This window comes from Roseovarius sp. MBR-79 (assembly GCF_053628555.1).
Map to the genome: position 1 here is coordinate 29,575 of NZ_JBRJGP010000018.1, position 22,101 is coordinate 51,675.

General features: G+C 64.5%; 27 protein-coding genes and 1 tRNA gene. 13 read left to right on the top strand and 15 right to left on the bottom strand.

All coding sequences use genetic code 11. The features are described from left to right. The first annotated feature begins 2 nt into the window (after positions 1-2). From gcvH to ACSSV8_RS16210, 3 genes are all read left to right on the top strand, one after another. A complete protein-coding gene (gene gcvH, locus ACSSV8_RS16200; protein WP_454283144.1) occupies positions 3-362 on the top strand; it encodes a glycine cleavage system protein GcvH in 360 nt (119 codons plus the stop codon). A 100-nt stretch (positions 363-462) separates the two neighbouring features. After that, complete coding sequence (gcvP, locus tag ACSSV8_RS16205) at positions 463-3,312, top strand: aminomethyl-transferring glycine dehydrogenase (RefSeq protein WP_454283145.1); 2,850 nt, start codon at positions 463-465, stop codon at positions 3,310-3,312. 111 nt (positions 3,313-3,423) lie between these two features. Continuing rightward, positions 3,424-3,497: transfer RNA gene (locus ACSSV8_RS16210), tRNA-Cys, on the top strand. Between the two features lie 87 nt (positions 3,498-3,584). Here ACSSV8_RS16210 and ACSSV8_RS16215 read toward each other — a convergent pair. Together ACSSV8_RS16215 and ACSSV8_RS16220 are read right to left on the bottom strand one after the other, a co-directional pair. Further along, on the bottom strand, positions 3,585-3,899 hold the full coding sequence (locus ACSSV8_RS16215) for a thermonuclease family protein (protein WP_454283146.1): 315 nt from the start codon (positions 3,897-3,899) through the stop codon (positions 3,585-3,587). 501 nt (positions 3,900-4,400) lie between these two features. Next, entirely contained in the window at positions 4,401-5,561 is a 1,161-nt protein-coding gene (locus tag ACSSV8_RS16220; RefSeq protein WP_454283147.1) for a pyridoxal phosphate-dependent aminotransferase, read from the bottom strand. 55 nt (positions 5,562-5,616) lie between these two features. Here ACSSV8_RS16220 and ACSSV8_RS16225 point away from each other — a divergent pair, with 55 nt between their 5' ends. Continuing rightward, positions 5,617-6,396: a 23S rRNA (adenine(2030)-N(6))-methyltransferase RlmJ gene (locus ACSSV8_RS16225; RefSeq protein ID WP_354538035.1), complete on the top strand. Its 780-nt coding sequence runs from the start codon at positions 5,617-5,619 to the stop codon at positions 6,394-6,396. A 97-nt stretch (positions 6,397-6,493) separates the two neighbouring features. Further along, a complete protein-coding gene (locus ACSSV8_RS16230) occupies positions 6,494-6,784 on the top strand; it encodes a hypothetical protein (protein ID WP_354537119.1) in 291 nt (96 codons plus the stop codon). A gap of 16 nt (positions 6,785-6,800) precedes the next feature. Here ACSSV8_RS16230 and ACSSV8_RS16235 read toward each other — a convergent pair whose 3' ends face one another. The 3 genes from ACSSV8_RS16235 to ACSSV8_RS16245 all read right to left on the bottom strand — a co-directional run bounded on the left by ACSSV8_RS16235 (position 6,801) and on the right by ACSSV8_RS16245 (position 8,000). Continuing rightward, positions 6,801-7,007 carry a cold-shock protein gene (locus ACSSV8_RS16235; protein ID WP_354537118.1) on the bottom strand — a complete coding sequence of 69 codons (207 nt, stop codon included), beginning with the start codon at positions 7,005-7,007 and terminating at the stop codon, positions 6,801-6,803. A gap of 131 nt (positions 7,008-7,138) precedes the next feature. Next, a complete protein-coding gene (locus ACSSV8_RS16240) occupies positions 7,139-7,720 on the bottom strand; it encodes a DUF1523 family protein (RefSeq protein WP_454283148.1) in 582 nt (193 codons plus the stop codon). 13 nt (positions 7,721-7,733) lie between these two features. Beyond that, complete coding sequence (locus ACSSV8_RS16245; protein ID WP_354538032.1) at positions 7,734-8,000, bottom strand: hypothetical protein; 267 nt, start codon at positions 7,998-8,000, stop codon at positions 7,734-7,736. Positions 8,001-8,118: 118 nt separating this feature from the next. On the opposite strand from ACSSV8_RS16245, the gene ACSSV8_RS16250 reads away from it, so the two are divergent. Further along, on the top strand, positions 8,119-8,673 hold the full coding sequence (locus tag ACSSV8_RS16250; RefSeq protein ID WP_354538031.1) for a hypothetical protein: 555 nt from the start codon (positions 8,119-8,121) through the stop codon (positions 8,671-8,673). Positions 8,674-8,709: 36 nt separating this feature from the next. After that, positions 8,710-9,525 (top strand): cyclase family protein, encoded by an 816-nt coding sequence (locus ACSSV8_RS16255; RefSeq protein WP_454283149.1) that lies wholly within the window; start codon positions 8,710-8,712, stop codon positions 9,523-9,525. Between the two features lie 22 nt (positions 9,526-9,547). Here ACSSV8_RS16255 and ACSSV8_RS16260 read toward each other — a convergent pair whose 3' ends face one another. Further along, positions 9,548-9,775 (bottom strand): DUF1150 domain-containing protein, encoded by a 228-nt coding sequence (locus ACSSV8_RS16260; protein ID WP_354538029.1) that lies wholly within the window; start codon positions 9,773-9,775, stop codon positions 9,548-9,550. Between the two features lie 6 nt (positions 9,776-9,781). Next, positions 9,782-10,195 carry an Hsp20 family protein gene (locus ACSSV8_RS16265; protein WP_354538028.1) on the bottom strand — a complete coding sequence of 138 codons (414 nt, stop codon included), beginning with the start codon at positions 10,193-10,195 and terminating at the stop codon, positions 9,782-9,784. Positions 10,196-10,358: 163 nt separating this feature from the next. Between ACSSV8_RS16265 and ACSSV8_RS16270 the strand changes: the two genes are divergently transcribed. From ACSSV8_RS16270 to ACSSV8_RS16285, 4 genes are read left to right on the top strand one after another with little or no spacing between them, the layout of a single operon-like run. Further along, on the top strand, positions 10,359-10,583 hold the full coding sequence (locus ACSSV8_RS16270) for a YdcH family protein (protein ID WP_354538027.1): 225 nt from the start codon (positions 10,359-10,361) through the stop codon (positions 10,581-10,583). 46 nt (positions 10,584-10,629) lie between these two features. Beyond that, positions 10,630-11,118 carry a 5-(carboxyamino)imidazole ribonucleotide mutase gene (gene purE, locus ACSSV8_RS16275; RefSeq protein ID WP_454283150.1) on the top strand — a complete coding sequence of 163 codons (489 nt, stop codon included), beginning with the start codon at positions 10,630-10,632 and terminating at the stop codon, positions 11,116-11,118. After that, positions 11,111-12,187, top strand: a complete 1,077-nt coding sequence (locus ACSSV8_RS16280; protein ID WP_354538025.1) for a 5-(carboxyamino)imidazole ribonucleotide synthase — start codon at positions 11,111-11,113, stop codon at positions 12,185-12,187. The genes purE and ACSSV8_RS16280 overlap by 8 nt, the downstream gene beginning before the upstream one ends. A 4-nt stretch (positions 12,188-12,191) precedes the next feature. Then, positions 12,192-12,632 (top strand): NUDIX domain-containing protein, encoded by a 441-nt coding sequence (locus ACSSV8_RS16285; RefSeq protein WP_354538024.1) that lies wholly within the window; start codon positions 12,192-12,194, stop codon positions 12,630-12,632. Here the strand turns inward: ACSSV8_RS16285 and ACSSV8_RS16290 are convergent. The 8 genes from ACSSV8_RS16290 to clpS all read right to left on the bottom strand — a co-directional run bounded on the left by ACSSV8_RS16290 (position 12,616) and on the right by clpS (position 20,307). Further along, on the bottom strand, positions 12,616-13,464 hold the full coding sequence (locus ACSSV8_RS16290) for a DMT family transporter (protein WP_354538023.1): 849 nt from the start codon (positions 13,462-13,464) through the stop codon (positions 12,616-12,618). The two genes, ACSSV8_RS16285 and ACSSV8_RS16290, sit on opposite strands and share 17 nt — an antisense overlap. A 181-nt stretch (positions 13,465-13,645) precedes the next feature. Next, positions 13,646-14,449, bottom strand: coding sequence for an alpha/beta hydrolase family esterase (locus ACSSV8_RS16295; RefSeq protein ID WP_454283151.1), 804 nt, complete (start codon positions 14,447-14,449; stop codon positions 13,646-13,648). A 67-nt stretch (positions 14,450-14,516) separates the two neighbouring features. Next, positions 14,517-15,188: a hypothetical protein gene (locus ACSSV8_RS16300; RefSeq protein WP_454283152.1), complete on the bottom strand. Its 672-nt coding sequence runs from the start codon at positions 15,186-15,188 to the stop codon at positions 14,517-14,519. 124 nt (positions 15,189-15,312) lie between these two features. Continuing rightward, positions 15,313-17,019, bottom strand: a complete 1,707-nt coding sequence (locus ACSSV8_RS16305; RefSeq protein ID WP_354538020.1) for a bifunctional sulfate adenylyltransferase/adenylylsulfate kinase — start codon at positions 17,017-17,019, stop codon at positions 15,313-15,315. 228 nt (positions 17,020-17,247) lie between these two features. Beyond that, positions 17,248-18,138, bottom strand: coding sequence for an oxygen-dependent coproporphyrinogen oxidase (gene hemF / locus ACSSV8_RS16310; RefSeq protein ID WP_354538019.1), 891 nt, complete (start codon positions 18,136-18,138; stop codon positions 17,248-17,250). 10 nt (positions 18,139-18,148) lie between these two features. After that, on the bottom strand, positions 18,149-18,949 hold the full coding sequence (locus ACSSV8_RS16315) for an SDR family NAD(P)-dependent oxidoreductase (RefSeq protein ID WP_354538018.1): 801 nt from the start codon (positions 18,947-18,949) through the stop codon (positions 18,149-18,151). A gap of 46 nt (positions 18,950-18,995) precedes the next feature. Continuing rightward, entirely contained in the window at positions 18,996-19,988 is a 993-nt protein-coding gene (locus tag ACSSV8_RS16320; RefSeq protein ID WP_454283153.1) for a class I SAM-dependent methyltransferase, read from the bottom strand. Position 19,989: 1 nt separating this feature from the next. Then, complete coding sequence (clpS, locus tag ACSSV8_RS16325) at positions 19,990-20,307, bottom strand: ATP-dependent Clp protease adapter ClpS (protein ID WP_354538016.1); 318 nt, start codon at positions 20,305-20,307, stop codon at positions 19,990-19,992. A 125-nt stretch (positions 20,308-20,432) separates the two neighbouring features. Between clpS and ACSSV8_RS16330 the strand changes: the two genes are divergently transcribed. Together ACSSV8_RS16330 and ACSSV8_RS16335 are read left to right on the top strand one after the other, a co-directional pair. Beyond that, positions 20,433-21,323, top strand: a complete 891-nt coding sequence (locus ACSSV8_RS16330) for a hypothetical protein (RefSeq protein ID WP_454283154.1) — start codon at positions 20,433-20,435, stop codon at positions 21,321-21,323. Between the two features lie 36 nt (positions 21,324-21,359). Then, on the top strand, positions 21,360-22,101 hold a 742-nt coding region (locus tag ACSSV8_RS16335), incomplete at its 3' end, for an IS256 family transposase (RefSeq protein WP_454283155.1).

Sequence of the window (22,101 nt, forward strand, 5' to 3'; positions counted from 1 at the left end):
CGATGAAATTCACCGAAGAACACGAATGGCTGCGCGTCGAGGGCGATCTTGTCGTCGTCGGCATCACCGAACACGCCGCCGAGCAACTGGGCGACGTGGTCTTTGTCGACCTGCCCGAGGTGGGCAAGGCCGTCACCAAGGATGACGAGGTCGTGGTGATCGAGAGCGTCAAGGCCGCCTCGGACATCCTTGCGCCCATTGATGGCGAGATCGTCGAGGTCAACGAGATGCTGGCCGACGAGCCGGGCAAGGTCAACGACGATCCGATGGGCGATGCCTGGTTCTTCAAGATCAAGCCCGAAGACATGAGCCAGATGGACGAATATCTGGACGAGGCCGCCTACAAGGCCCTCATCGGCTAGGCGCGTTTCCCGCCGGGGGACGCCTCCGGCGGGGATATTTTCGGCAAGATGAAGCGGGGCGCGCCGCGCGTCTCGGGACCCATGCGTTATGGAGAGTGCGATGCCCTTCAAGCCCACCGATTACCTGCCCTATGATTTCGCCAACCGCCGCCATATCGGCCCCTCGCCCAAGGAAATGGCGGGGATGCTCAACGTGCTGGGTGTCGAGAGCCTCGATGCGCTGATCGACGAGACGGTGCCGAAATCCATCCGGCAGGAGGCCCCGCTCGATTTCGGCAAGGCCAAATCCGAAAGCGAGCTTTTGCACCACATGCGGATCGTGGCGTCGAAAAATCAGGTGCTGACCTCGCTCATCGGGCAGGGCTATCACGGCACGGTCACACCGCCCGCGATCCAGCGCAATATCCTGGAAAACCCCGCCTGGTATACCGCCTATACCCCCTATCAGCCGGAAATCAGCCAGGGACGCCTCGAGGCGCTGCTGAATTTCCAGACCATGGTGAGCGATCTCACGGGGCTGGAAATTGCCAATGCCTCGCTTCTGGATGAGGCGACGGCGGCGGCCGAGGCGATGACCATGGCGCAGCGCGTGGCCAAGTCCAAGGCGCGGGCGTTCTTTGTCGATGAGAACTGCCACCCGCAGAATATCGCCGTCATGCAGACCCGCGCCGCGCCGCTGGGGATAGAGGTGATCGTGGGCGCGCCCGAGACGATGGAGGCCGAGAAGGTGTTCGGCGCGATTTTCCAGTATCCCGGCACGCATGGCCATCTGCGCGATTTCTCGGGTGAGATCGCGGCGCTGCATGGCGCGGGGGCCATCGGTATCGTCATCGCCGACCCGCTGGCGCTGACGCTGCTGAAAGAGCCGGGCGCGATGGGCGCGGATATTGCCGTGGGCAGCACGCAGCGCTTTGGCGTGCCGGTGGGCTATGGCGGGCCGCACGCGGCCTATATGGCCTGCCGCGACGCCATGAAGCGCGCCATGCCGGGGCGGATCGTCGGTGTCTCCATCGACAGCCACGGCAACCGCGCCTATCGCCTCAGCTTGCAAACCCGCGAGCAGCATATCCGCCGCGAGAAGGCCACCTCGAACGTGTGCACCGCGCAGGCGCTTCTGGCGGTCATGGCCTCGATGTATGCGGTGTTTCACGGCCCCGAGGGCCTCAAGGCCATCGCGCAACGCATCCACCGCAAGACCGTGCGGCTGGCCAAGGGGCTGGAAGCGGCGGGGTTCAAGGTGGAGCCGAAGGCGTTTTTCGACACGATCACGGTGGATGTGGGCCTGTTGCAGCGCGGCGTGCTGCAATCGGCGGTGCGCGAGGGTGTGAACCTGCGCCGGGTGAGCGAGACGAAGATCGGCATCACGCTCGATGAGCGCACCCGCACCAAGACCGTCGAGGCGGTCTGGCGTGCCTTTGGCATCGTCATGGAGGACAGCGATTTCCGCGCAGACTACCGCCTGCCCGAGGCGCTTGTGCGCGAGAGCGATTACCTCACCCATCCGATCTTTCACATGAACCGCGCCGAGACCGAGATGATGCGTTATATGCGTCGTCTGGCGGATCGCGATCTGGCGTTGGATCGCGCGATGATCCCTTTGGGAAGCTGCACGATGAAGCTCAATTCCGCCGCTGAGATGATGCCGGTAAGCTGGCGCGAGTTCTCGCTCCTGCATCCCTTTGCCCCCGCCGATCAGGCCGAGGGCTACAAGGAGATGATCGACGATCTCTCGGCCAAGCTGTGCGATATCACCGGCTATGCCGCGATTTCGATGCAGCCCAATTCGGGCGCGCAGGGCGAATATGCGGGCCTTCTGACCATCGCCGCGTATCATCGCGCGCAAGGGCAGGGGCATCGCCGGGTCTGCCTCATCCCGGTGAGCGCCCATGGCACCAACCCCGCGAGCGCGCAGATGGTGGGCTGGGATGTGGTGGTGGTCAAATCCGCCGCGAATGGCGATATCGACGTGGAGGATTTCCGCGCCAAGGCCGAAAAGCATTCCGAGACGCTTGCCGCCTGCATGATCACCTACCCCTCGACCCATGGCGTGTTCGAGGAAACCGTGCGCGAGATCTGCGAGATCACCCACAGCCATGGCGGGCAGGTCTATATCGACGGGGCCAACATGAACGCGATGGTGGGTCTGTCGCGCCCCGGCGATCTGGGCGGCGATGTGAGCCACCTCAACCTGCACAAGACCTTCTGCATCCCGCATGGCGGCGGCGGTCCGGGCATGGGGCCCATCGGAGTCAAGGAACACCTCGTGCCGCATCTGCCCGGTCATCCCGAAACCGGCGGGCAGGAGGGGCCGGTCAGCGCCGCGCCCTATGGCTCGCCCTCGCTTCTGCCGATTTCCTGGGCCTATTGCCTGATGATGGGCGGCGCGGGGCTGACGCAGGCCACGAAGGTGGCGATCCTCAATGCCAATTACATCGCGAAACGGCTGGAGGGGGCTTATGACGTGCTCTACAAGGGCCGCAATGGCCGTGTGGCGCATGAATGCATCCTGGACGTGCGCCCCTTTGCCGAGAGCGCGGGCGTCACCGTCGACGATATCGCCAAGCGCCTGATCGATTGCGGCTTTCACGCGCCGACGATGAGCTGGCCGGTGGCCGGCACGCTGATGGTGGAGCCCACCGAGAGCGAGACCCGTGCCGAACTGGACCGCTTTTGCGATGCGATGCTGGCCATCCGCGAAGAGATCCGCGCCATCGAGGAGGGGCGGATCGACCCGGAGAACAACCCGCTCAAAAACGCGCCGCACACGATGGAGGATCTCGTGCGCGACTGGGATCGGCCCTATAGCCGCGAACAGGGCTGTTTCCCGCCGGGGGCGTTCCGGGTGGACAAATACTGGCCCCCCGTGAACCGCGTGGACAACGTCTATGGCGACCGCCACCTTGTCTGCACCTGCCCGCCGCTCGAGGACTACGCAGAGGCGGCGGAATAGACGAGACGCTGATATTTGCGGCGGGCCGGGACCGGCTCGCACCCGCCGCAAATGCCCGCTTGACCCGCTTGCACAGCCCTGCGCGATGCGGTATCGACACGCACCACGAAAGGCGAGTTGGCGGAGTGGTTACGCAGCGGATTGCAAATCCGTGTACAGGAGTTCGATTCTCCTACTCGCCTCCATTTAAAATCAATAGCTTAGAGAATTTTTCGGTCAGTGCGCAGACATGCGCCTGAAGTTTCCGTTTTTTTCCGTGTGCAAGCACTCAATCACTTATGAAAAACGTTCATATGTCCGCGTTGTCGGGCAGCCGCTTTCCAGTGTTTCTTACGAACGCCTTCACGTTCCAGGTGGGCATACTTCCCGCCAGAGAACTTGGGCCAGTCGAGCGCCATTCCCCTTCGAACCATCTCCGCGCTCAAATCTCTCCCATCCGGGAGAAAGCAGGTTGCAACCAGGCGATCATACGACAGCTCCGGCTCGATCTGGGCGGTGATGATTTGCCCCTTGCAGAGATTGACCAACTCCCATTTCGCCTTGTTGCCCCACGGATGCTCAAGCTCCGGCGCGTCGATGCCCGCCAAGCGGATACTCACCTCTCCAATTCGAATGGTATCTCCATCAACCACGTAGCACTTACCTGTCAGCGTGGTCTCGTGCGTGTGGCGTGGCGCTGGGGCGGCCTTGGTAGCCCGCTGAGGAGCCGCAACGGGCGATGACGGTTGCGACCGGCGACGACGTTGCGGAAGCGGAGTGACGGTGTCACTGGACCACGGGCTGTCATGACGTTTTGCCGAGCGGCTGAAAAAGAGCGCGCGGATTATCATCCTGAACAAGTTCGATACCTCTAGGCTGATCAACATAGGGTTGGTCATCTGACAACCGACCCAGTTTATGACAAGCGCCAAACGACCGTCAAACCGCTTCTGCGGTGCATACCTACTCGCCTCCATCCGGTTTCAAGGGCTTGGCAGTCATGCCGTGACAGCCTGAAAGCGCGTATCCCAACCAGCCGACCGCAGGTCTGCCCCGACCCGCTGCTCTGCATCGACGTTTGCGCGGTGCGTGTCGGGGATCTCCACCGGTCAGAGGATCGCGCGAATCCGCTCGACTGCGCGGGCGATCTTTTCGGCGGAATTGGCGTAGGAGAAGCGCAGGAACCCCTCACCGCCCGCGCCGAAGGACGTGCCTGCGATCGTCGCGACGCCGGCCTCATCCAGAAACCGGTTCTGCGCCGCCATAGCGCTCATCCCGGTGCCCTCGATATTGGGAAAGGCATAGAACGCCCCGCCCGGATCCGCGCAGCGCATCCCCGGCAGGCTGTTGAGAGCCGCCACGATCAGCCGCCGCCGCGCGTCAAAAGCCGCCATCATCTCGGCCACCGCGTCCTGTGGCCCGGTCAGTGCCGCAAGCCCGGCATATTGCGCGGCCGCATTCACGCAGGAATGATCGTTGATGCAAAGCCGCGTCGCGTGCCCCACTGCCGCCTCGGGCCAGACCGCGTAGCCAAGGCGCCAACCGGTCATGGCATAGGTCTTGGACCAGCCGTCGAGCATGATAAGACGGTCGCGGATCTCGGGATATTGCAAGAGCGAGACGTGGGACCGCCCGTCATAAAGCATGTTGGAATAAATCTCGTCCGAGAGCACCGCCACCTGCGGGTGATCCGCCAGTCCCGCCACCAGCCGGTCCACCTCGGTGCGCGGGGTGACGCCGCCGGTGGGATTGGCGGGGCTGTTGAGGATGAGGAGGCGCGTGCGCGGCGTGATCCGGGCCAGCACCGCCCCGGCGTCGAAGGCAAACCCGTTCTGCTCGCCGAGCGGGATCGGCACCGGCGTGGCCCCCGAGTAGCGGATGACCGACTCGTAGATCGGAAAGCCGGGATCGGGATACATGATCTCGGCCCCCGGTTCCCCGAACATCAGCACGGCAAAGAACATGGTGGGCTTGCCCCCCGGCACGACGACGATGTGATCGGGATTGACCTCGACCCCGTGGCGGGCGTGCAGGTCGGCGGCCACCGCCTCGCGCAGGGCGGGCAGGCCGTTGGCGGGGGTATAGCCGTGATGGCCGTCGCGCAGCGCCTTGATCCCGGCCTCGACGATATGCGGCGGGGTGGGAAAATCCGGCTGGCCGATCCCAAGATTGATGATGTCGCGCCCCTCCGCCGCCAGCGCCTGCGCCCGCGCCAGAACGGTAAAGGCGGATTCGGTGCCAAGCCGCGCCATGCCATCCGCAAAGATCATGCCTCGTCCCTCCGTGCCGTCTTTTCCATCGTCCCGGCACCTGCTACCGGGGGTCATGCTCAGCTATCAGCACCATTATCACGCGGGCAACCCCGCCGATGTCCACAAGCACGCGGTGCTGGCGTGGATGCTGGGCTATCTGACCGCCAAGGACAAGCCGCTTACCTATATCGAGACCCATGCCGGGCGCGGGCTCTATGATCTGGGAGACGCGGCCGCGCTCAAGACCGGCGAGGCGGCGGCGGGCATCGGGCGGCTTGAGCAGCGGCTGCCTGCGGATCACGCCTATCGCCGCTGCCTTGACGCGACCCGCGCCGCGCATGGTGCCACCGCCTATCCCGGCTCGCCGCTCATCGCCGCGCAGATGCTGCGCCCCTCGGACCGGCTGCACCTTGCCGAACTGCATCCGGGCGAGAATGCGCGCCTCGTGCAGACCCTGGCAGGGTATCCCGCAACCATCCGTCAGCAGGACGGGATCGCGATGGCCCTCTCGCTCTGCCCGCCCACGCCGCGCCGGGGGCTGGTTCTGGTCGACCCGAGTTACGAGGTGAAGGCCGAGTATGACACCATTCCCGGCGGTCTGGCGCGGATGGCGCGCAAGTGGAATGTGGGCATATTCGTGCTCTGGTATCCGATCCTCACATCCGACAGCCACCGCCCGATGCTGGCCCATCTGGGCGCCGCGTTTCCTGACGGATTTCGCCACGAGGTCCGCTTTGCCCCGGTGCGTGACGGGCATCGCATGACCGGCTCGGGCCTCTTCGTGGTCAACCCGCCCTTCGGCCTTGCCGACGAGGCGGCGCGGCTTGGCGACACGCTCTTTGACGGAGGGTGAGGGGGAGGCCGTGCCCCTCTGACAGGGTCATTATGAATTGACAGGGGCCGCGCATCGCTTACCATCGCGGCAGATTAACCGTATTTGAGGGGGTTTCATGCGTCCGTTTTCCGCGAAGATCATGACCGCGCTGGCGCTTGCCTGTCTGGCAGCACCCGCGCTTGCGCAGGGGCCGCGCGTCTATGCCTATGACAGCAAGGCGAATTTCTGCCCTGCCGGGCTTCAACCGGTGAGCATCAACGGCACCATCTGCTGCGGCGTGCCCAATCAGGCGCAAAGCTATCAGGAGGCCATGCGCCACCCGGTGAGCACGCGCATTCACCATGTGGCCCGCAGCGCGCGCCCGCGTTACGACGATTGCCCGCCGGGGTCGAAGGGCTGCAACTGAGCGCGCGGGGCCGCTCTCAGAGCAGCCGCAGGTCCGAGGCCATCTGCCGCCCGTCGCGGCCGTCCCGAAGCTCGAACCCGACTTTCTGATTGTCGGCAAGGCCGGTGAGCCCCGACCGCTCCACCGCCGAGATATGCACGAACACGTCCTTGCCGCCGTCATCGGGGGCGATAAATCCGTACCCTTTTGTGGTATTGAACCATTTCACGGTGCCTGTCGGCATGCCGCTCTCCTTCGTCTGCGCGTCCCCGGGAGTATGCCGGGCCATATGCGCCAGGTCGCAGGCGCACGCCCCGATGATTGCACCGCCATTGTAAAAATCAAGCGAAACCCCGTGACGGGCCGGATGGAGGCTCAGAGCTTGCCCTCGCTCCACTCGCCGCCCTCGGACGCACCCCGATTTGCCCAGAACCGGTTCCAGCGCACCCGGACGGCCCAGTAAAGTGCGGCGAGCGCCACGAGCAGCACGATAGTGAACCACGGGATGATGCGTGCCTCGGGCCCCTCGACCTCCCACAGCGCGACCGCGTTGGGATAGATCGACAGGAACTCGTTGCGCCAGCCGTAATGACGGACAGCCACCCATTGCGCGGTCTCGGCATTGCGCTTGGACATCATGTCCGACGCGCGGGCCTGAAGGTTGGCGGTATTGAACTTGAAATAGGGTGGCCAGCCCCAGCCGGTATCCTCGTTGCGATAGATCATCGGACGGTCATTGGCGCGAAACGTCTGGATGAAGAACACGTCGCGCTCGGTGGCCGAGACATTCTCGCCCGTGCTCGCATTCGACCAGAAGAGCGCGTTCTCGCCCGGATTGACGCGCTTTTCATAGGTGTCGGTGATCCGCACGATATCGTGCTGCGGCAGCGTATAGTGGAGAAAAGCCACAACCGCCGTCCAGAAAACGATGCGCCAACCCCATTTCAGATAGACCATGTCGAGGGTTCCCTCAGTTGAAATTCGTGAGCCAGATCAGCAGCGTGATCGCTGTCACCGGCAGGATATAGACCAGCCACAGGAGCTTGCGCCTGAGCGAGCGGTCATATTGCGCCATCCCCTCGGCGATATAGGCGTCGCGGTCTCCGGGGCGACCGGCCTCCTGCCAGTCCTGCGCCATCCGACCGCGCCGCTTTGCCCGAAAATACCACAAGAGGCCGAGGTAAACCCCCGTAAGCAGGATCAGTCCGAAGATCAGCAGACGCATCAGCGCGACCATTCCCGCCCCCTCATGCTGCGGTCTTGCAAACGGGCCGCAGCGCCGTAAACTCGGCCCATGGCACCGACCCATTGCCGGTGTCAGGCACCCTTTTGCATGAAACCCGGAGTATTCGCAAATGACACGTCCGCTTATTGCCGCAACCCTTGTCTTTGGTCTTGCCCTGCCTGCCGGGGCTGATGAGATTTCCGATACGCTGCAAAGCGCGCTTGATGCCTATGGTGAGGGCGACGCGGCCTATGCGCTCGAAGAGCTGGACTATGCCCGACAACTCCTGTTGCAGCTCAAGACCGAGGCGCTGGCGCAATTTCTGCCCGAGGCCCCGGAAGGCTGGACCAGAGAGATCAATACCGAGATGAACGCAGGGCTGGCCATGATGGGCGGCGGCACCGGGACCGAGGCCAGCTATCGGGGCGAGGGCAAGTCCATCACGCTGCAACTCATGGCCGACAATCCCATGGTCGGGGCGCTCGGCGGCATGATCGGGAACGCGGCCCTTTATGGCGCCAAGGTCGAGCGCGTCGGGCGCGAGAAATTCATGGTTCAGGACAGCGAGGTGACAGGGCTGGTCGATAACCGTATCCTCGTCAAGGCGAGCGGCGCAGAGCCGGAGGCGCTTTTGGCGCTGATCGGGACCATCGACATGCGCGCGCTCAAGGAGTTCGGCAAGTAGGATGCGCCTTGCGCGCCAACAGAAGAGGAGAGACCCATGTGTGACGTCTGCATCATCAACGCGGTCAAGGACAGGATGCTGTCGCGGCGCGGCTTTTTCACCGCAGCCGCCTCTGTCGGCGCGGCCACGGCGCTGGCCCCGCTTGGCGCGCCTGCCGCATTGGCCCAGGGCCATGGCAAGGTCGAGGATCTGACCCACACCTATGACGCCGATTTCCCGACCTATTTCGGTGCGCCCGGCATTTCGATGGAGCAGAATTTCAACTTTGCCGAACACAGCTTCAACCTGATGACGTTGACGGTGAACGAGCATACCGGCACCCATATCGACGCGCCCTTGCATTTCTCTGCCGACGGCGCGTCGGTCGATGAGATCGCCGTGGGTGATCTGGTGGCACCGCTCTGCGTGGTCGATATCGCGGCGCGCGCGGCGGGCGATGCCGATGCTCAGGTAACACCGGAGGACCTCAAGGCGTGGATCGCGCAGCATGGCCCGATCCCGGACGGGGCCTGTGTGGCGCTTCATTCCGGCTGGGGCGCGAAGGTGGGCAGCGATGCGTTCCGCGGTTTCGACGGCGAGAAACAGCATTATCCGGGCTTTCATGTCGAAGCCGCGCAAATGCTGATCGAGGAGACCGGCGCGCGCTCCATCGCCAGCGACACGCTGTCGCTCGATCACGGGATTTCGCCGGATTTCGCCACGCATTACGCCTGGCTGCCCACCGGGCGCTTCGGGATCGAGTGCCTTGCCAATCTCGACAAGGTGCCCGCGAGCGGCGCCACCATCGTTGTCGGCGCGCCCAAGCATCGGGGCGGCACCGGGGGTCCGGCGCGCATATTCGCGCTGATCTGACAGGGTGGCGGCAGGGGGCCGGTCAGTGGACCGTGACCGGCTCCATGTCGTTTTGCCGCGCAAGGAAAAAGGCCAGCTTGCGGTCGCGCACCAGTGCAAGACGCTCGCCCTCGGTCGAATGAACCGCGTAGAGCGTTTCCACGCCGTCCAGTTGCGCGCGCACCTCCTCGGGCAACTCGTCCACCTTTACGGGCCGCACATAGACGATGGGCCGCCCGCCCGCCTGTGCCATATCCTGTTTCACATCCATGACCGCTTACCCCTTGTTGATCCTGATCCGTTGCACCACCGGTTCCGGCTCGATCCGCCGCAGATCGACATGCAGCAGGCCGTTTTCCATCACCGCCTCGCCCACCTCGACACCGTCGGCCAGCACGAAGGAGCGCTGGAATTGCCGCGCGGCGATGCCGCGATGAAGAAACAGGCGCTCCTCGCCCGCGTCGGACTGCCGTCCGCGAATGACCAGTTGCCGGTCCTCGACGGTGATCGCCAGATCGTCCTCGGCAAAGCCCGCCACGGCGAGCGTGATGCGATAGGAATTCGCTGAAGTCTGTTCGATATTGAAGGGCGGATAGCCCTCGTTGCCGGATTTCGCGCTGCGTTCGAGCATCCGTTCCAGTTGCTCGAAGCCCAGCAGATAGGGATGCGATCCCAGAGTAAGCTTTGTCATGACACGTCCTTGAGTGTAAGCGACCGTCCTTGGCCCGGACCCCTTGAAAGGCAGCCCGGTGCAGCAAATATGGGGTTGGCAACCGGGCTCTGCAAGTGCTTTGCGGATGCGGAAAAATCCGGTATCGTCGCCTTCCGCAGTGTTTTCAGGGGAATCGCTGACCATGAATGCCTTTGGCGATCTGTCCATGAAGAACGAAGAGGTGCTGCGCGTGGAACTCGAAGAGTTCCGCCGCGAGCATCGCGATCTAGACGAGGCCATCCGCGCGTTGCAGGATCGTGGCACCGCCGATCAACTGACCTTGCAACGGCTCAAGAAAAAGAAGCTCTGGCTGCGTGACACCATCGCCCGGATCGAGGATCGGCTTTACCCGGACATCATTGCGTAAGCCCGCGCGATGGCTATAGTGCGCGCTCCAAAGAGAGGGGCGCGGCATGACAGGCGTGAAGGTGGGCATCATCATGGGCAGTCAGTCCGACTGGACGACCATGCGCGAGGCCGCAGCGGTTCTGGATGAGTTGGGCGTGGCCTACGAGGCGCGGATCGTCTCGGCGCATCGCACGCCGGACCGGCTCTGGGACTATGGGCGCACAGCGGTCGCGCGGGGCCTTCAGGTGATCATCGCGGGCGCGGGCGGGGCGGCGCATCTGCCGGGGATGATGGCGTCGAAAACCCGCGTGCCGGTGATTGGCGTGCCGGTGCAGACGCGCGCACTTGGCGGTCTCGACAGCCTTTATTCCATCGTGCAGATGCCGCGCGGCTTTCCGGTGGCCACCATGGCCATCGGGGCGGCAGGCGCGGCCAATGCGGGGCTGATGGCGGCGGCGATCCTTGCCAATTCCGATCCGGCGCTTGCACAGCGGCTTGATGATTGGCGCGCGGCGCTCTCGGCCTCGATCCCCGAGGAGCCGCGCGATGACTGAGCCGCTCAGCCCAGGGGCCACCATCGGCATTCTCGGCGGCGGTCAGCTTGGCCGGATGCTGTCTGTCGCGGCCTCCCGCCTCGGCTTCAAGACCTGCATCTTCGAGCCGGGTGGCGATTGTCCCGCCAGCCATGTCAGCAACTACCATGTCAAGGCCGGGTATGACGACGAGGCGGCGCTGCGGCGTTTTGCCGAGAGCGTCGATGTGATCACCTACGAGTTCGAGAACATCCCCACGACCGCGCTCGATGTGCTCGAGGGCCTGCGCCCCGTGCGCCCCAACCGCCGCGCGCTCAGGGCCAGCCAGGATCGGCTGGTGGAGAAGGCGTTCCTCACGGATATCGGTCTGGCCACCGCGCCCTTTGCAGCCGTGGATGACCCCGAGGACATGGCCGAGGCGCTGGCCGAGATCGGCATGCCCGGTATCCTCAAGACCCGCCGTTTCGGCTATGACGGCAAGGGGCAGGCGCGTATCCATACGCATGAGGAGGCCGAGGCCGCGCTTGCCGCCATGAACGGGCAACCGGCGATCTACGAGGGGTTCGTGACCTTCTCGCACGAGGTTTCGGTCATCGCCGCGCGCGGGGTGTCGGGCGAGGTGGCCTGTTATGATCCGGGCGAGAATGTTCATGAGGGCGGTATCCTGCGCACCACCACGGTGCCCGCGCGCCTGACCACGGCGCAGCGCACCGATGCCGTGCTGCTGGCGGGCAAGATCCTCAACGCGCTCGATTATGTCGGTGTCATGGGGGTGGAGCTGTTCGTCACCCCCGGCGGCCTCATCGTGAACGAGATCGCGCCGCGTGTGCACAATTCCGGCCACTGGACGCAGGCAGGCTGCGCCATCGACCAGTTCGAGCAGCATATCCGCGCGGTGGCGGGCTGGCCGCTTGGCGACGGGGCGCGCCACTCGGACGTGGTGATGGAAAACCTCATCGGCGACGATATGGACCGGCTGCCCGATCTCATGCGCGATCCGCGCGCGGCGCTGCATCTCTACGGCAAGGCCGAGGTCAAGCCGGGGCGCAAGATGGGCCATGTCAACCGCGTGACCGGTTCGGGCGGCTGAGGCCATGACCCCCCGTCTGGCGGTGCGCGCGGTGATCGTCGAGGAGGGACGCCTTCTGCTGGTCAACGCCTATGCTGATGCGCACAGCACGCTCTGGTGCGCACCGGGGGGCGGGGTGGTGGCGCACCGCTCTCTGCCCGAGAACCTCATCCGCGAGGTGCATGAGGAGACCGGGCTGCGCATCCGGGTGGGGCCGCCATGCCTCGTGAACGAGTTTCACGCGCCCGGTGGCGGGTTTCATCAGGTAGAGGTGTTCTTTCGCTGCCGTCTGGTCGAGGGGGTGCTCTCCGACGATTGGCGCGACCCCGAAGGCGTGGTGACGCGCCGCCGCTGGGTCACGCAGTCGGAATTGACCACGCTGCGCGTCAAACCGGCCAGCCTTGGCCATGTCGCTTTCCGGCGCGGCATGGGCTACGACCCGCTCGAGCCTATCGTCGCCCCCTGAGCGGAACGACCGAGAGCGCGACGCCGCCCAGAACCACCGCCCCGGCGATCACCAACGCCACGTCGATCCGCTCGCCCAGCAAGAGCGCGCCGCCCGCCATGGCAATGACCGGCACGGTCAGTTGCGCCACCGCCGCCACCGAGGCGGGCAGGGCGGGCAGCACGCGATACCACAGCGCATAGCCAAGCCCCGAGGTGATCGCCCCCGACAGCACCGCCAGCGCGATCCCCTCGCCCCCAAGCGTCACGGCACCCGACGGCAGGGCAATCCCGAGGAGGAGGCCCAGAGGTGCCGCCAGCAGGAAATTCGCAGCCGTCCCCTGAAGCGCATCGGTGCTTTTGCGCCCCGTGAGCGAATAAATCCCCCATCCCACGCCCGCCGCCGCCATCAAGAGCCCGTGCAGCACGCTGACCTGCGGCCCCGCGCCGGGCCAGAGCAGCCAGACAAGGCCTGCAAATGCCAGAGCGGCCCCAAGCGCGCGGCGCAGCGGTATCGCCTCGCGCGCCAGAAGGCTGCCCGCGAACATGGTGATCTGCACCACGCCAAAGAGGATGAGCGCGCCAAGGCCCGCATCGAGCACGGTATAGGCCCCGGAAAACCCGTAGATATAGAGCAAGAGCGCGGCCACCCCCGCGACCCGGCCCGGCCCGCCAAGCCGCAGGCCACCGCGCAGACCGATGCAAAGCGCCGCCAGCATCACCGCCCCCGCGATCAGCCGGATCGTGCCGAAGCTTGTCGCGTCGATGCTCCCGCCCGCGAGCGCCATCCGGTTCAGCACCGAATTGGCGGCGAATGCGATCATGGTGAGGGCGGTCAGGAGAAAGAGGCGCATGACATCGGCCTGATGCTTGGCGCGCGGCCTGTCAACCCCCGTACCGTCATGCGCGGGCCCGACCAGGTCACCTCTCCGAGTGCGAGGCCGGTCTTGCGAGATTGCCCGGTCAAGCCGGACAATGACGGGGCCGAAAAGCGCGGGTCACGCGTCAAAGACGGGTATCCTGAAAGCGTCCGGCTCATGGATAGGAGGGCGGCAGGTCAAGCAACTCATCGAGTTGCCGCGCGATCCAGCCGCGCGGGATGAAATGGCCGCGTGCATGGACATCGAGCACCACGCGCCCCTCGGCGCAGTTCCATGCGGTGCGTGTGAACGTATCATGCTCGGTGATGGACCAGTCGCCTGTCGCTTGTCCCGGCCCGTCGCAACCCATCCGGTCACGCCAGAGTTTGACGGGCCATGTCGTCTCGCCATTCGGGCCAAAGGGGAAATTCAGCACGGTGTCGCGCGTTCCGTGGACATGGCGGAACTCGGTCGGGGCCTGCGGGCAGTCCTCGAACTGATCGAGCGTGCCCGAGACCGCGAGCACGGCCGCCACTCCCGTGCCGTTCTCGCAGGCATAACGCCAGGCCATGGCCGCGCCGTAGGAATAGCCCGAGACGAAGATGCGGCTGCGGTCGACGGGATAGCGTTCTGCCGCGTCCTCGATCACGGCGGCAGCGAAATCCACGTCATCGGTCACCTGCGTCCAGAAATCCCAGGTCTTGCCCTCGCCGTTGGGGGCAAGCAGCAGCACGCCGCGCCGCCGCGTCGCGCCCGAGATGCGGCCATGATTGACGATCAGCGTGCCCTGCCGCATCCAGCCGTGGAAATGCAGCAGCACCGGCAGGGGCGTGACCCCGTCCCAATCGTCGGGTTCGCGGACGTGATAGGCGCGGTCACCCAGCGGGCAGGGGACCTCTGCATGGCATCTCTCGGCCTTGGGCGCAGCCAGCGTCAGGGAGGGCAGCATCAGCGCCACGAAAAGAACGAAAACCCGCATGAAATCCTCTGAATACGGTTTACGTCGAACCTATCCTGCGCGCCTGAAATGTCATGTCACAAGCATGTCAGGCGCGCGCCAGGTAGACCGCTTGCGTAAAGGGGCGGTCTTGCAAGGGGTTCTCGAACACCACTTCTTCGGCCCATGCCTTGGCAAAGACCCCCGCCAGACGGGCAGTGAATTCCGCATCGGGCCGCTCGTTCGACCAGAGCCCGAATATGCCCCCCGGCCTGAGATGGCGCAGCACGTCCCGCAGCCCCTCGGGCGAATGGTCGATATCGACAAGGATGGCGTCATGGCGCTGCGCCGGCATGGCCGGGTCATAGCCATGGGGCGTGCCGGTCAGGGCAAAGAAATCGCCCCGGATGAAGCGGCAGCGCGGATCGCCCGTCAACTCCGGCCCAAGCGGCACAAGGCCGCTTTCGTGCCAGTCGATCACCGGTTGGAGATATTCGACAACCGCCAGCCGCGCCACCCGGTCCGAGGCCAGCACCTCCCTTGCCGTGTAGCCAAGGCCAAGCCCGCCCACCACCACATCGAGCGCGTCCCCCTTGCAGGCCGCCAGCCCCAGCCGCGCCAGCGCCACCTCCGAGGCGGTAAAGGCGCTCGTCATAAGGAATTCCTCGCCCAGCTTGATCTCCAGAACATCCAGCCCAAGCCGCAGGTCACGGCGACGGCGCAGCGAAATCGCGCCGATATCGGTGGGCTGGTAATCGAGTTCCTCGAACATGGCGGACATGGGCACTCCTCGCGTTTTGTGGCGCAGCCTAGGGCGCGCGGGCAGGGGTGTCGATGGCCGATCCCCCGAACGCAAACGGGCCGCCCGATGGGGGCGGCCCGGTCAAAATCGGTCATGGACGTGATCAGCCCGCGATCAGCCCCATCTGTTCAAGCTTCAGGATCACCTGATGCGCGCAGTTGTCCACGTCGACATTCTCGGTCTCGACGCGCAGTTCGGGGTTTTCGGGCACATCATAGGGATCGGAAATTCCGGTGAATTCCTTGATCTTGCCCTCGCGCGCCAGCTTGTAGAGGCCCTTGCGGTCGCGCCGCTCGCATTCCTCGATGCTCGTCGCCACATGCACCTCGACGAAGGCACCGAACTGCTCGACATCCTCGCGCACGGCGCGGCGGGTGGTGGCATAGGGGGCAATCGGTGCGCAGATGGCGATGCCGCCATTCTTGGTGATCTCGGAGGCGACATAGCCGATGCGGCGAATGTTGAGGTCGCGGTGCTCCTTGGAAAACCCAAGCTCCGACGAGAGGTTCTTGCGCACCAGATCGCCGTCAAGCAGCGTCACGGGACGCCCGCCCATCTCCATCAGCTTGACCATGAGCGCGTTGGCGATGGTCGATTTGCCCGAGCCGGAAAAACCGGTGAAGAACACCGTAAAGCCCTGCTTCGAGCGCGGCGGGCGCGTGCGGCGCAGTTCCGCCACCACTTCGGGGAACGAGAACCACTCGGGGATCTCCAGCCCCTCGGCCAGACGGCGGCGCAGTTCGGTGCCGGAAATATCCAGCACGGTCGACCCTTCCGGCACTTCCGAAATCGGGTAATATTGCGCCTTTTCCTGCACATAGACCATGTGCTTGAAATCGACCATCTCTAGGCCGATTTCGTCCTGATACTCCTTGAAAAGCTCCTGCGCCTCGTAGGGTCCGTAGAAATCCTGCCCGGCGGAATTCTTGCCGGGGCCGGCATGGTCGCGCCCGACGATGAAATGGGTGCAGCCATGGTTGCGGCGAATGAGTCCATGCCACACCGCCTCGCGCGGGCCGGCCATGCGCATCGCCAGATTGAGCAGGCTCATCGTGGTGGTGGCGGAGGGGTATTTGTCCAGCACCGCCTCGTAGCAACGCACGCGTGTGAAGTGATCGACATCGCCCGGTTTGGTCATGCCGACAACCGGATGGATGAGCAGGTTGGCCTGCGCCTCGCGCGCGGCGCGGAAGGTCAGTTCCTGATGCGCGCGGTGCAGCGGGTTGCGGGTCTGGAAGGCCACGACGCGCCGCCAGCCCAGCTTGCGGAAGAGCGCGCGCAATTCGTTGGGCGTGTCGCGGCGGCCACGGAAATCGTAATGCACCGGCTGCTGAATGCCGGTGACGGGGCCACCGAGATAGACCTTGCCTGCGGTGTTGTGCAGGTAGTTCACGGCCGGATGCGCGCTGTCATCGGCCCCGAATACATGCGCCGCCTCGCGTGCCTTGTCCGGCGTCCAGCGGTCGGTGACGGTCATCGTGGCGAGGATCACGCCCTCCTGATCACGCAGCGCGATGTCCTGACCGATTTCCAACCCTTCGGCGAATTTCTCACTCACGTCGAGGGTGATCGGCATCGGCCAGAGCGTGCCATCGGCAAGGCGCATGGTCTCGACAACGCTGTCGTAATCGGCCTCGCTCAGGAACCCCTTGAGCGGGTTGAAGCCGCCGTTCATCAACAGTTCCAGATCGCAGATCTGGCGCGGGCTGAGATCCCAGCTTGTCAGGTCGGCGGCCTCGACCTTGAGTTTCTGGGCACTCTCGTAGGAAACGTAGAGTTCGGGGACGGGGGCTAAATTTGGGGACTGCATGGCAACCTTCGTCATGTTGGCAAAAAAGGGCGCGCCGGTTGGCACGTCGAATGCGCGCGGCTTAGACCCGGAAGGCCGCGCAATTCAAGCGCAAGCGGGTTGTTTCTGGAAAAAAGAGGCGGATTTGGCACGGATTGGATGGAATGGGGGACAAAACCGGGCAGCGCGATGCTGCGGTGCAGCAATAATTCGCCGAAAGGGTCACCGTGGCGAACGCGCGTTCCACGCTCACACCCATTTCGCGAGCGGCGGCAGGCTCATCAGCACCGCGTTGGCGTCATGGCCGGTGGCGAGGCCAAACTTGGTGCCCCGGTCATAGACAAGGTTGTATTCGGCATAGAGCCCGCGATGCACAAGCTGCGCCTCCTTGTCGGCCGCGTCAAAGGGCTGCACGCGGCGGCGCTCCACAAGCGGCAGATAGGCGGGCAGGAAGGCGCGGCCGATATCCTGCGTCAGGGCGAAATCCGCTTCCCAGTCGCCGGTGTTGCGATCATCCATGAAGATCCCGCCGACGCCGCGCGCCCGCCCGCGATGGGGCACAAAGAAATACTCGTCCGCCCAGTCCTTGAGGCGCGGATAAAGATCGGTCCCGTGCGGGTCGAGATGGGCCTTTTGCGTGGCGTGGAAATGGGCGGTGTCCTCGGCGTATTCGATACACGGGTTGAGGTCCGAGCCGCCGCCGAACCACCAGGCGTGGGGCGTCCAGAACATGCGGGTATTCATGTGCACGGCCGGGCAATGCGGGTTTTGCATATGTGCCACCAAGCTGATGCCGGAGGCCCAGAAGCGCGGATCGTCCGCCATGCCGGGCACGCCGCGCGCGGCCATGGCGCGCTGTGCCGCCTCGCCAAGATGACCGTAGACCTCGGAGACATTGACGCCCACCTTCTCGAAGACGCGCCCCCCCCGCATCACGCTCATCAACCCGCCGCCCGCGTCCGAGCCATCCTCGCTGGCGCGGCTTGTCTCGGTCACATCGAATCGGGCGGGGGGCATGTCGGCAAACGGGCCTGCGGCGTGGCTTTGTTCCAGCGCCTCGAAGGCGGCGACGATCTCGTCGCGCAGGTTTCGGAACCAGCCGCTTGCTCGGGCCTTGCGGTCGGTGAAATCCTCGGACATGGGCACTCCTTCAATGGGCGGGGGCGGCGCAGGCATCGATCAATGTGCGCCCGCCATCCATGGTCATGATCTGCCCGGTCATGAAGGCCGAGCCGTCGCAGGCGAGATATTGCACCGCCTCGGCAAGTTCGGTGGCCGAGGCGATCCGTCCCAGCGGCGTGTGGCACTCTATATCCTCGCGGTAATCGCTGTGCTCGCGCAGCGTGTCCTTGAGCGAGGCGCTCATCACCGAGCCGAAGGCCACCGCGTTGACGCGGATGCGGTGCGGAGCCAGCGCCACGGCAAGGCTGCGCGTCATCTGGTCGAGCGCGGCCGAGGCAATGGAATAGGCCAGGAGGTCGGGATGCGTGCGCCGCGCGGCGATCGACGACAGGTTGACGATCGTTCCTGCTGTCCCCTCGCGCTCGCCCTCCGCCTGCTTGATCATGCGGCGCGCGACAAGCTGGCTCATGCGCAACGCGGTCATGACGTTCTGTTGCCAGAGGGTCTCTACCCCGTCATCATCCGTGTTGAACGGGTCCGAAGGCAACACCTGACGGCAGGCGTTCACGAGAATGTCCACCTCGTCGAAGGCGTCGAGCGTGGCCGAGAGCAGGTTGGCCTGCGCCAGTTTCTGCCGCATGTCGCCAGCGAAATAACGGACATTGTCGCTCTCGGCCAGCTTGCCCAACTCTTCCTTGAGCCGCTTTTCGTCCTTGTCGGCGAACATCACATTTGCGCCCTTGTCGGCAAAATGCCGGCCGATGGCCAGGCCGATTCCGTTGGCGGCTCCGGTGACGATGGCGGTCTTGCCCGCGATGGAAAAGGACATGGCAAAGGGGCCTTTCTGGCTGATCCGTCGCGCAATCTAGGCCAATTCAGGGCCGCTGGCGAGAGGGATGGCTGGCATGGAGGATCTTGAAACGGCTATCGCCCGCCGCCTCGGTCACGCGCTTGAACCGCTCGGCGAGGGTGCTCTCATACGCGAGGTGCCGGTTGGCCACCAGCCAGAGCGCGCCCGCAGGCTTGAGCATGTCGGCGGCCGCCGCGATGAAGTCGCGGCCAAGGCCGGGATCGGCGGCGCGCGTGGTGTGAAAGGGCGGGTTCATGATCACCGTGTCGGCGCGCGTCTCGGGCCGCCAGCCGGTCGCGTCGGCCCAGTGCAGATGCGCGCGCGGATCGTGCAGGTTGCGGCGCGCGCATTCAAGCGCCGCGTGATCGGCCTCGACCAGGTCGAGCCGGGTGAGGCCGTCGCGCTCCAGCGCGCGGGCCGAAATATAGCCCCAGCCACCCCCCAGATCAATCACATGCGCGCCAAGCTTAGCAGGCAGTGTGTCGCCGAGCAGCCGCGAGCCGGGATCAATCCCGTCGGCGGAAAACACCCCCGGCGCGGTGACAAACCCGCCCTCGATTTCTTGCGGTCCGGGGCTTTGCCAGTCGGAGAGGTCGGCACCGGGCGCGAGCACGACTATCTTGCCATGGGCCTTGGAAAGCGGCGTCCCGGTCTCGGTGCGCGCCCGCAGCGCGCGCAGCATCGATTCGATACCGTCGGTCTTGTCCCCGTCCACGATCACCGGCCCGTCGCTGACCCCCGTTGCCTCGGCAACGAGCGCGCGGGCCAGCATCCTTGCGCGCGGCAGGCACACGAGCGCGGTGGCATAGCGGCCTTCGGGCGTGATGGCACAGTCATACCCTTGCGCGTTGAAATGCTGAAAATCCGGGGCAAATCCGGTGATTACCTGCACCCGGTCCCGTGGCAGCACCGAGATGTCCGCGCCCGCGCGCGGCGCGAATACGGCGATGCGCCCGCTCTCGGGCAGCACCACATGCCCGCTTTCAAGCGCGAGCGTCAGGCGGTCGGCAAGGGCCACGCTATTCCTTTTCCATCGTGCATTGCAGCGGATGCTGATGGCGGCGGGCGAAATCCATCACCTGACCGACCTTGGTCTCGGCGATTTCGTGACTGAACACGCCGACGACGGCCACGCCCTTCTTGTGTACCGTCAGCATGATCTCGAAGGCCTGCGCATGCGACATCCCGAAGAACCGCTCAAGCACCGCCACGACGAATTCCATCGGGGTGTAATCGTCATTGAGCAGCAGGACCTTGTAGAGCGGCGGACGCTGCGTGCGGGGCCGCGTCTTGAGCGCGATCGACGTCTCGTTGTCGCCGTCCTCGGGTCCGGTCATGATATGGCGCGGGGTTTTTGGCATGGGTGGCGGTCGGGTCCGGGTGCTGAACGTAGGTTTGCTTCGGCAACTCTATATAACTTAAGCACCGCGCGAGAAAAGGGGCGGTTTGCGGCTCTCCTGCCATGGTGGCACGGTCGGCGGATCGTGACGGCGCGCAACCATCGGCGAAGTCTGCTCACGTGATTGTGACCTCGCCGCATGAGGTTCCTTTTGACGGACGCCTTTTTGCCCGCTCATTTGCATCCAAGGCAGCATTTCATCTTGTGCGATTGGAGGGGGTTATGGTGGACAGTTTGCAAACCGGTGCAGTGACCCCCAACATCGTGGCGCTGAGAGACCAGGTCGCTTCGCTCGAGGCGAAACTGACGGCGCTGGAGAAATCCGAGAAACTGGCCCCGATGACGCCACGAACCTGGGATGTCAGGTATCTGGGGACAATCGTCACAAGCGTCTTTGTCGGTCTGCTCTATCTGCTTGTCTTTACCGGGCTTGGCGATCTCTGGGGCATTCAGGCGGGGTGGGTCGCGGCCACCGGCGAGGCCGAGGTCGGCGGGGCTGTGTCGGTCAACCGCGATGCGGTTCTCGAATCGACGCGGAACATGATCACCGTGATGGGCCCGATCTTCATCGGTCTGGCGATCTGGATGGTCACCGTCGTCGCCGAGCGGCGGCTCAAAACCTATGACGAGGCGCTGGAAAACATGCGCCAATATCTCGAGAACCGGACAGATGCGAACCGTGCCTATCTTGAACGGCAAGTGACGGCGCTGCGCACGGAAACGAACGCCACAATCGAGAACGGCCTCGCGCGTGTTCAAAAGACGGTCGAAGAGCGCATTGAGAACACCGTCAAGGACAGTATTTCCAGGGAGAAGGATGCGTTCGACAAAGGGTTGCAGGATGAGCGACAAAAGCTTCGAGAAACTGAACAACTCATCAGAGGTTTGGCGGACGGCATCGAAGGACGATTTGGCCACATCGCCGAAAGAGAGTGTCCGATCTTTTGTGTATGAGTGATCCGGTTCATGCTTCACCAAAAGGAAGCATGAATGACCATCTCGAAAGAAATCCTGGACGAACTGCTGAAGGGCGTGGATCGGCCAGAGGATCTGCTTGGCGATGCCGGGCTGATGAAAGAGCTGAAGATCAAGCTCATGGAGCGGATGCTGGGCGCAGAGCTGACCGCGCATCTTGGCTATGAAGAGGGCGAGACTGCGCCGTCGAGCCAATCCAACCGCCGCAACGGGACATCATCCAAGGTGCTGAAAGGGCAGGACGGGGAATTGCCGGTGGCGATCCCGCGGGACCGCGACAGCAGTTTCGAGCCGGAGCTGGTGAAGAAGGGCCAGACCCGGATCGACGGGATGGACGACAAGATCATCGGTCTCTATGCCGCCGGGCTGACAGTGCGGGACATCCAGGCCCACCTGCTCGACATCTACGGGCTGAAGGTCTCGCCCGACCTGATTAGCCGTGTCACCGACGCCGTCCTGGATGAGGTTCGGGAATGGCAGAGCCGCGCGCTGGACCGGATGTATCCCATCGTGATCTTTGACGCGCTACGGGTGAAGATCCGGGATGCCGACAGCCGGACGGTCAAGAACAAGGCCGTTTACGTGGCCCTGGGTGTCACCCGCGATGGCCAGCGTGAAGTCTTGGGCCTGTGGATCGCCGAGAACGAGGGTGCCAAATTCTGGCTGGCGGTGATGAACGAACTGAAAAACCGCGGCGTCCACGACATCCTGATCGCGGTCGTGGACGGGCTCAAGGGCTTCCCCGAGGCCATCACCG

Bases quoted from the DNA above. Each gene is read 5' to 3' on its own strand.
- gcvH (WP_454283144.1), top strand. From the start codon at position 3: ATGAAATTCACCGAAGAACACGAATGGCTGCGCGTCGAGGGCGATCTT.
- gcvP (WP_454283145.1), top strand. From the start codon at position 463: ATGCCCTTCAAGCCCACCGATTACCTGCCCTATGATTTCGCCAACCGC.
- ACSSV8_RS16220 (WP_454283147.1), bottom strand. From the start codon at position 5,561: ATGATCTTTGCGGATGGCATGGCGCGGCTTGGCACCGAATCCGCCTTT.
- ACSSV8_RS16225 (WP_354538035.1), top strand. From the start codon at position 5,617: ATGCTCAGCTATCAGCACCATTATCACGCGGGCAACCCCGCCGATGTC.
- ACSSV8_RS16230 (WP_354537119.1), top strand. From the start codon at position 6,494: ATGCGTCCGTTTTCCGCGAAGATCATGACCGCGCTGGCGCTTGCCTGT.
- ACSSV8_RS16235 (WP_354537118.1), bottom strand. From the start codon at position 7,007: ATGCCGACAGGCACCGTGAAATGGTTCAATACCACAAAAGGGTACGGA.
- ACSSV8_RS16240 (WP_454283148.1), bottom strand. From the start codon at position 7,720: ATGGTCTATCTGAAATGGGGTTGGCGCATCGTTTTCTGGACGGCGGTT.
- ACSSV8_RS16245 (WP_354538032.1), bottom strand. From the start codon at position 8,000: ATGGTCGCGCTGATGCGTCTGCTGATCTTCGGACTGATCCTGCTTACG.
- ACSSV8_RS16250 (WP_354538031.1), top strand. From the start codon at position 8,119: ATGACACGTCCGCTTATTGCCGCAACCCTTGTCTTTGGTCTTGCCCTG.
- ACSSV8_RS16255 (WP_454283149.1), top strand. From the start codon at position 8,710: ATGTGTGACGTCTGCATCATCAACGCGGTCAAGGACAGGATGCTGTCG.
- ACSSV8_RS16260 (WP_354538029.1), bottom strand. From the start codon at position 9,775: ATGGATGTGAAACAGGATATGGCACAGGCGGGCGGGCGGCCCATCGTC.
- ACSSV8_RS16265 (WP_354538028.1), bottom strand. From the start codon at position 10,195: ATGACAAAGCTTACTCTGGGATCGCATCCCTATCTGCTGGGCTTCGAG.
- ACSSV8_RS16270 (WP_354538027.1), top strand. From the start codon at position 10,359: ATGAATGCCTTTGGCGATCTGTCCATGAAGAACGAAGAGGTGCTGCGC.
- purE (WP_454283150.1), top strand. From the start codon at position 10,630: ATGACAGGCGTGAAGGTGGGCATCATCATGGGCAGTCAGTCCGACTGG.
- ACSSV8_RS16280 (WP_354538025.1), top strand. From the start codon at position 11,111: ATGACTGAGCCGCTCAGCCCAGGGGCCACCATCGGCATTCTCGGCGGC.
- ACSSV8_RS16285 (WP_354538024.1), top strand. From the start codon at position 12,192: ATGACCCCCCGTCTGGCGGTGCGCGCGGTGATCGTCGAGGAGGGACGC.
- ACSSV8_RS16290 (WP_354538023.1), bottom strand. From the start codon at position 13,464: ATGCGCCTCTTTCTCCTGACCGCCCTCACCATGATCGCATTCGCCGCC.
- ACSSV8_RS16295 (WP_454283151.1), bottom strand. From the start codon at position 14,449: ATGCGGGTTTTCGTTCTTTTCGTGGCGCTGATGCTGCCCTCCCTGACG.
- ACSSV8_RS16300 (WP_454283152.1), bottom strand. From the start codon at position 15,188: ATGTCCGCCATGTTCGAGGAACTCGATTACCAGCCCACCGATATCGGC.
- ACSSV8_RS16305 (WP_354538020.1), bottom strand. From the start codon at position 17,019: ATGCAGTCCCCAAATTTAGCCCCCGTCCCCGAACTCTACGTTTCCTAC.
- hemF (WP_354538019.1), bottom strand. From the start codon at position 18,138: ATGTCCGAGGATTTCACCGACCGCAAGGCCCGAGCAAGCGGCTGGTTC.
- ACSSV8_RS16315 (WP_354538018.1), bottom strand. From the start codon at position 18,949: ATGTCCTTTTCCATCGCGGGCAAGACCGCCATCGTCACCGGAGCCGCC.
- clpS (WP_354538016.1), bottom strand. From the start codon at position 20,307: ATGACCGGACCCGAGGACGGCGACAACGAGACGTCGATCGCGCTCAAG.
- ACSSV8_RS16330 (WP_454283154.1), top strand. From the start codon at position 20,433: ATGGTGGCACGGTCGGCGGATCGTGACGGCGCGCAACCATCGGCGAAG.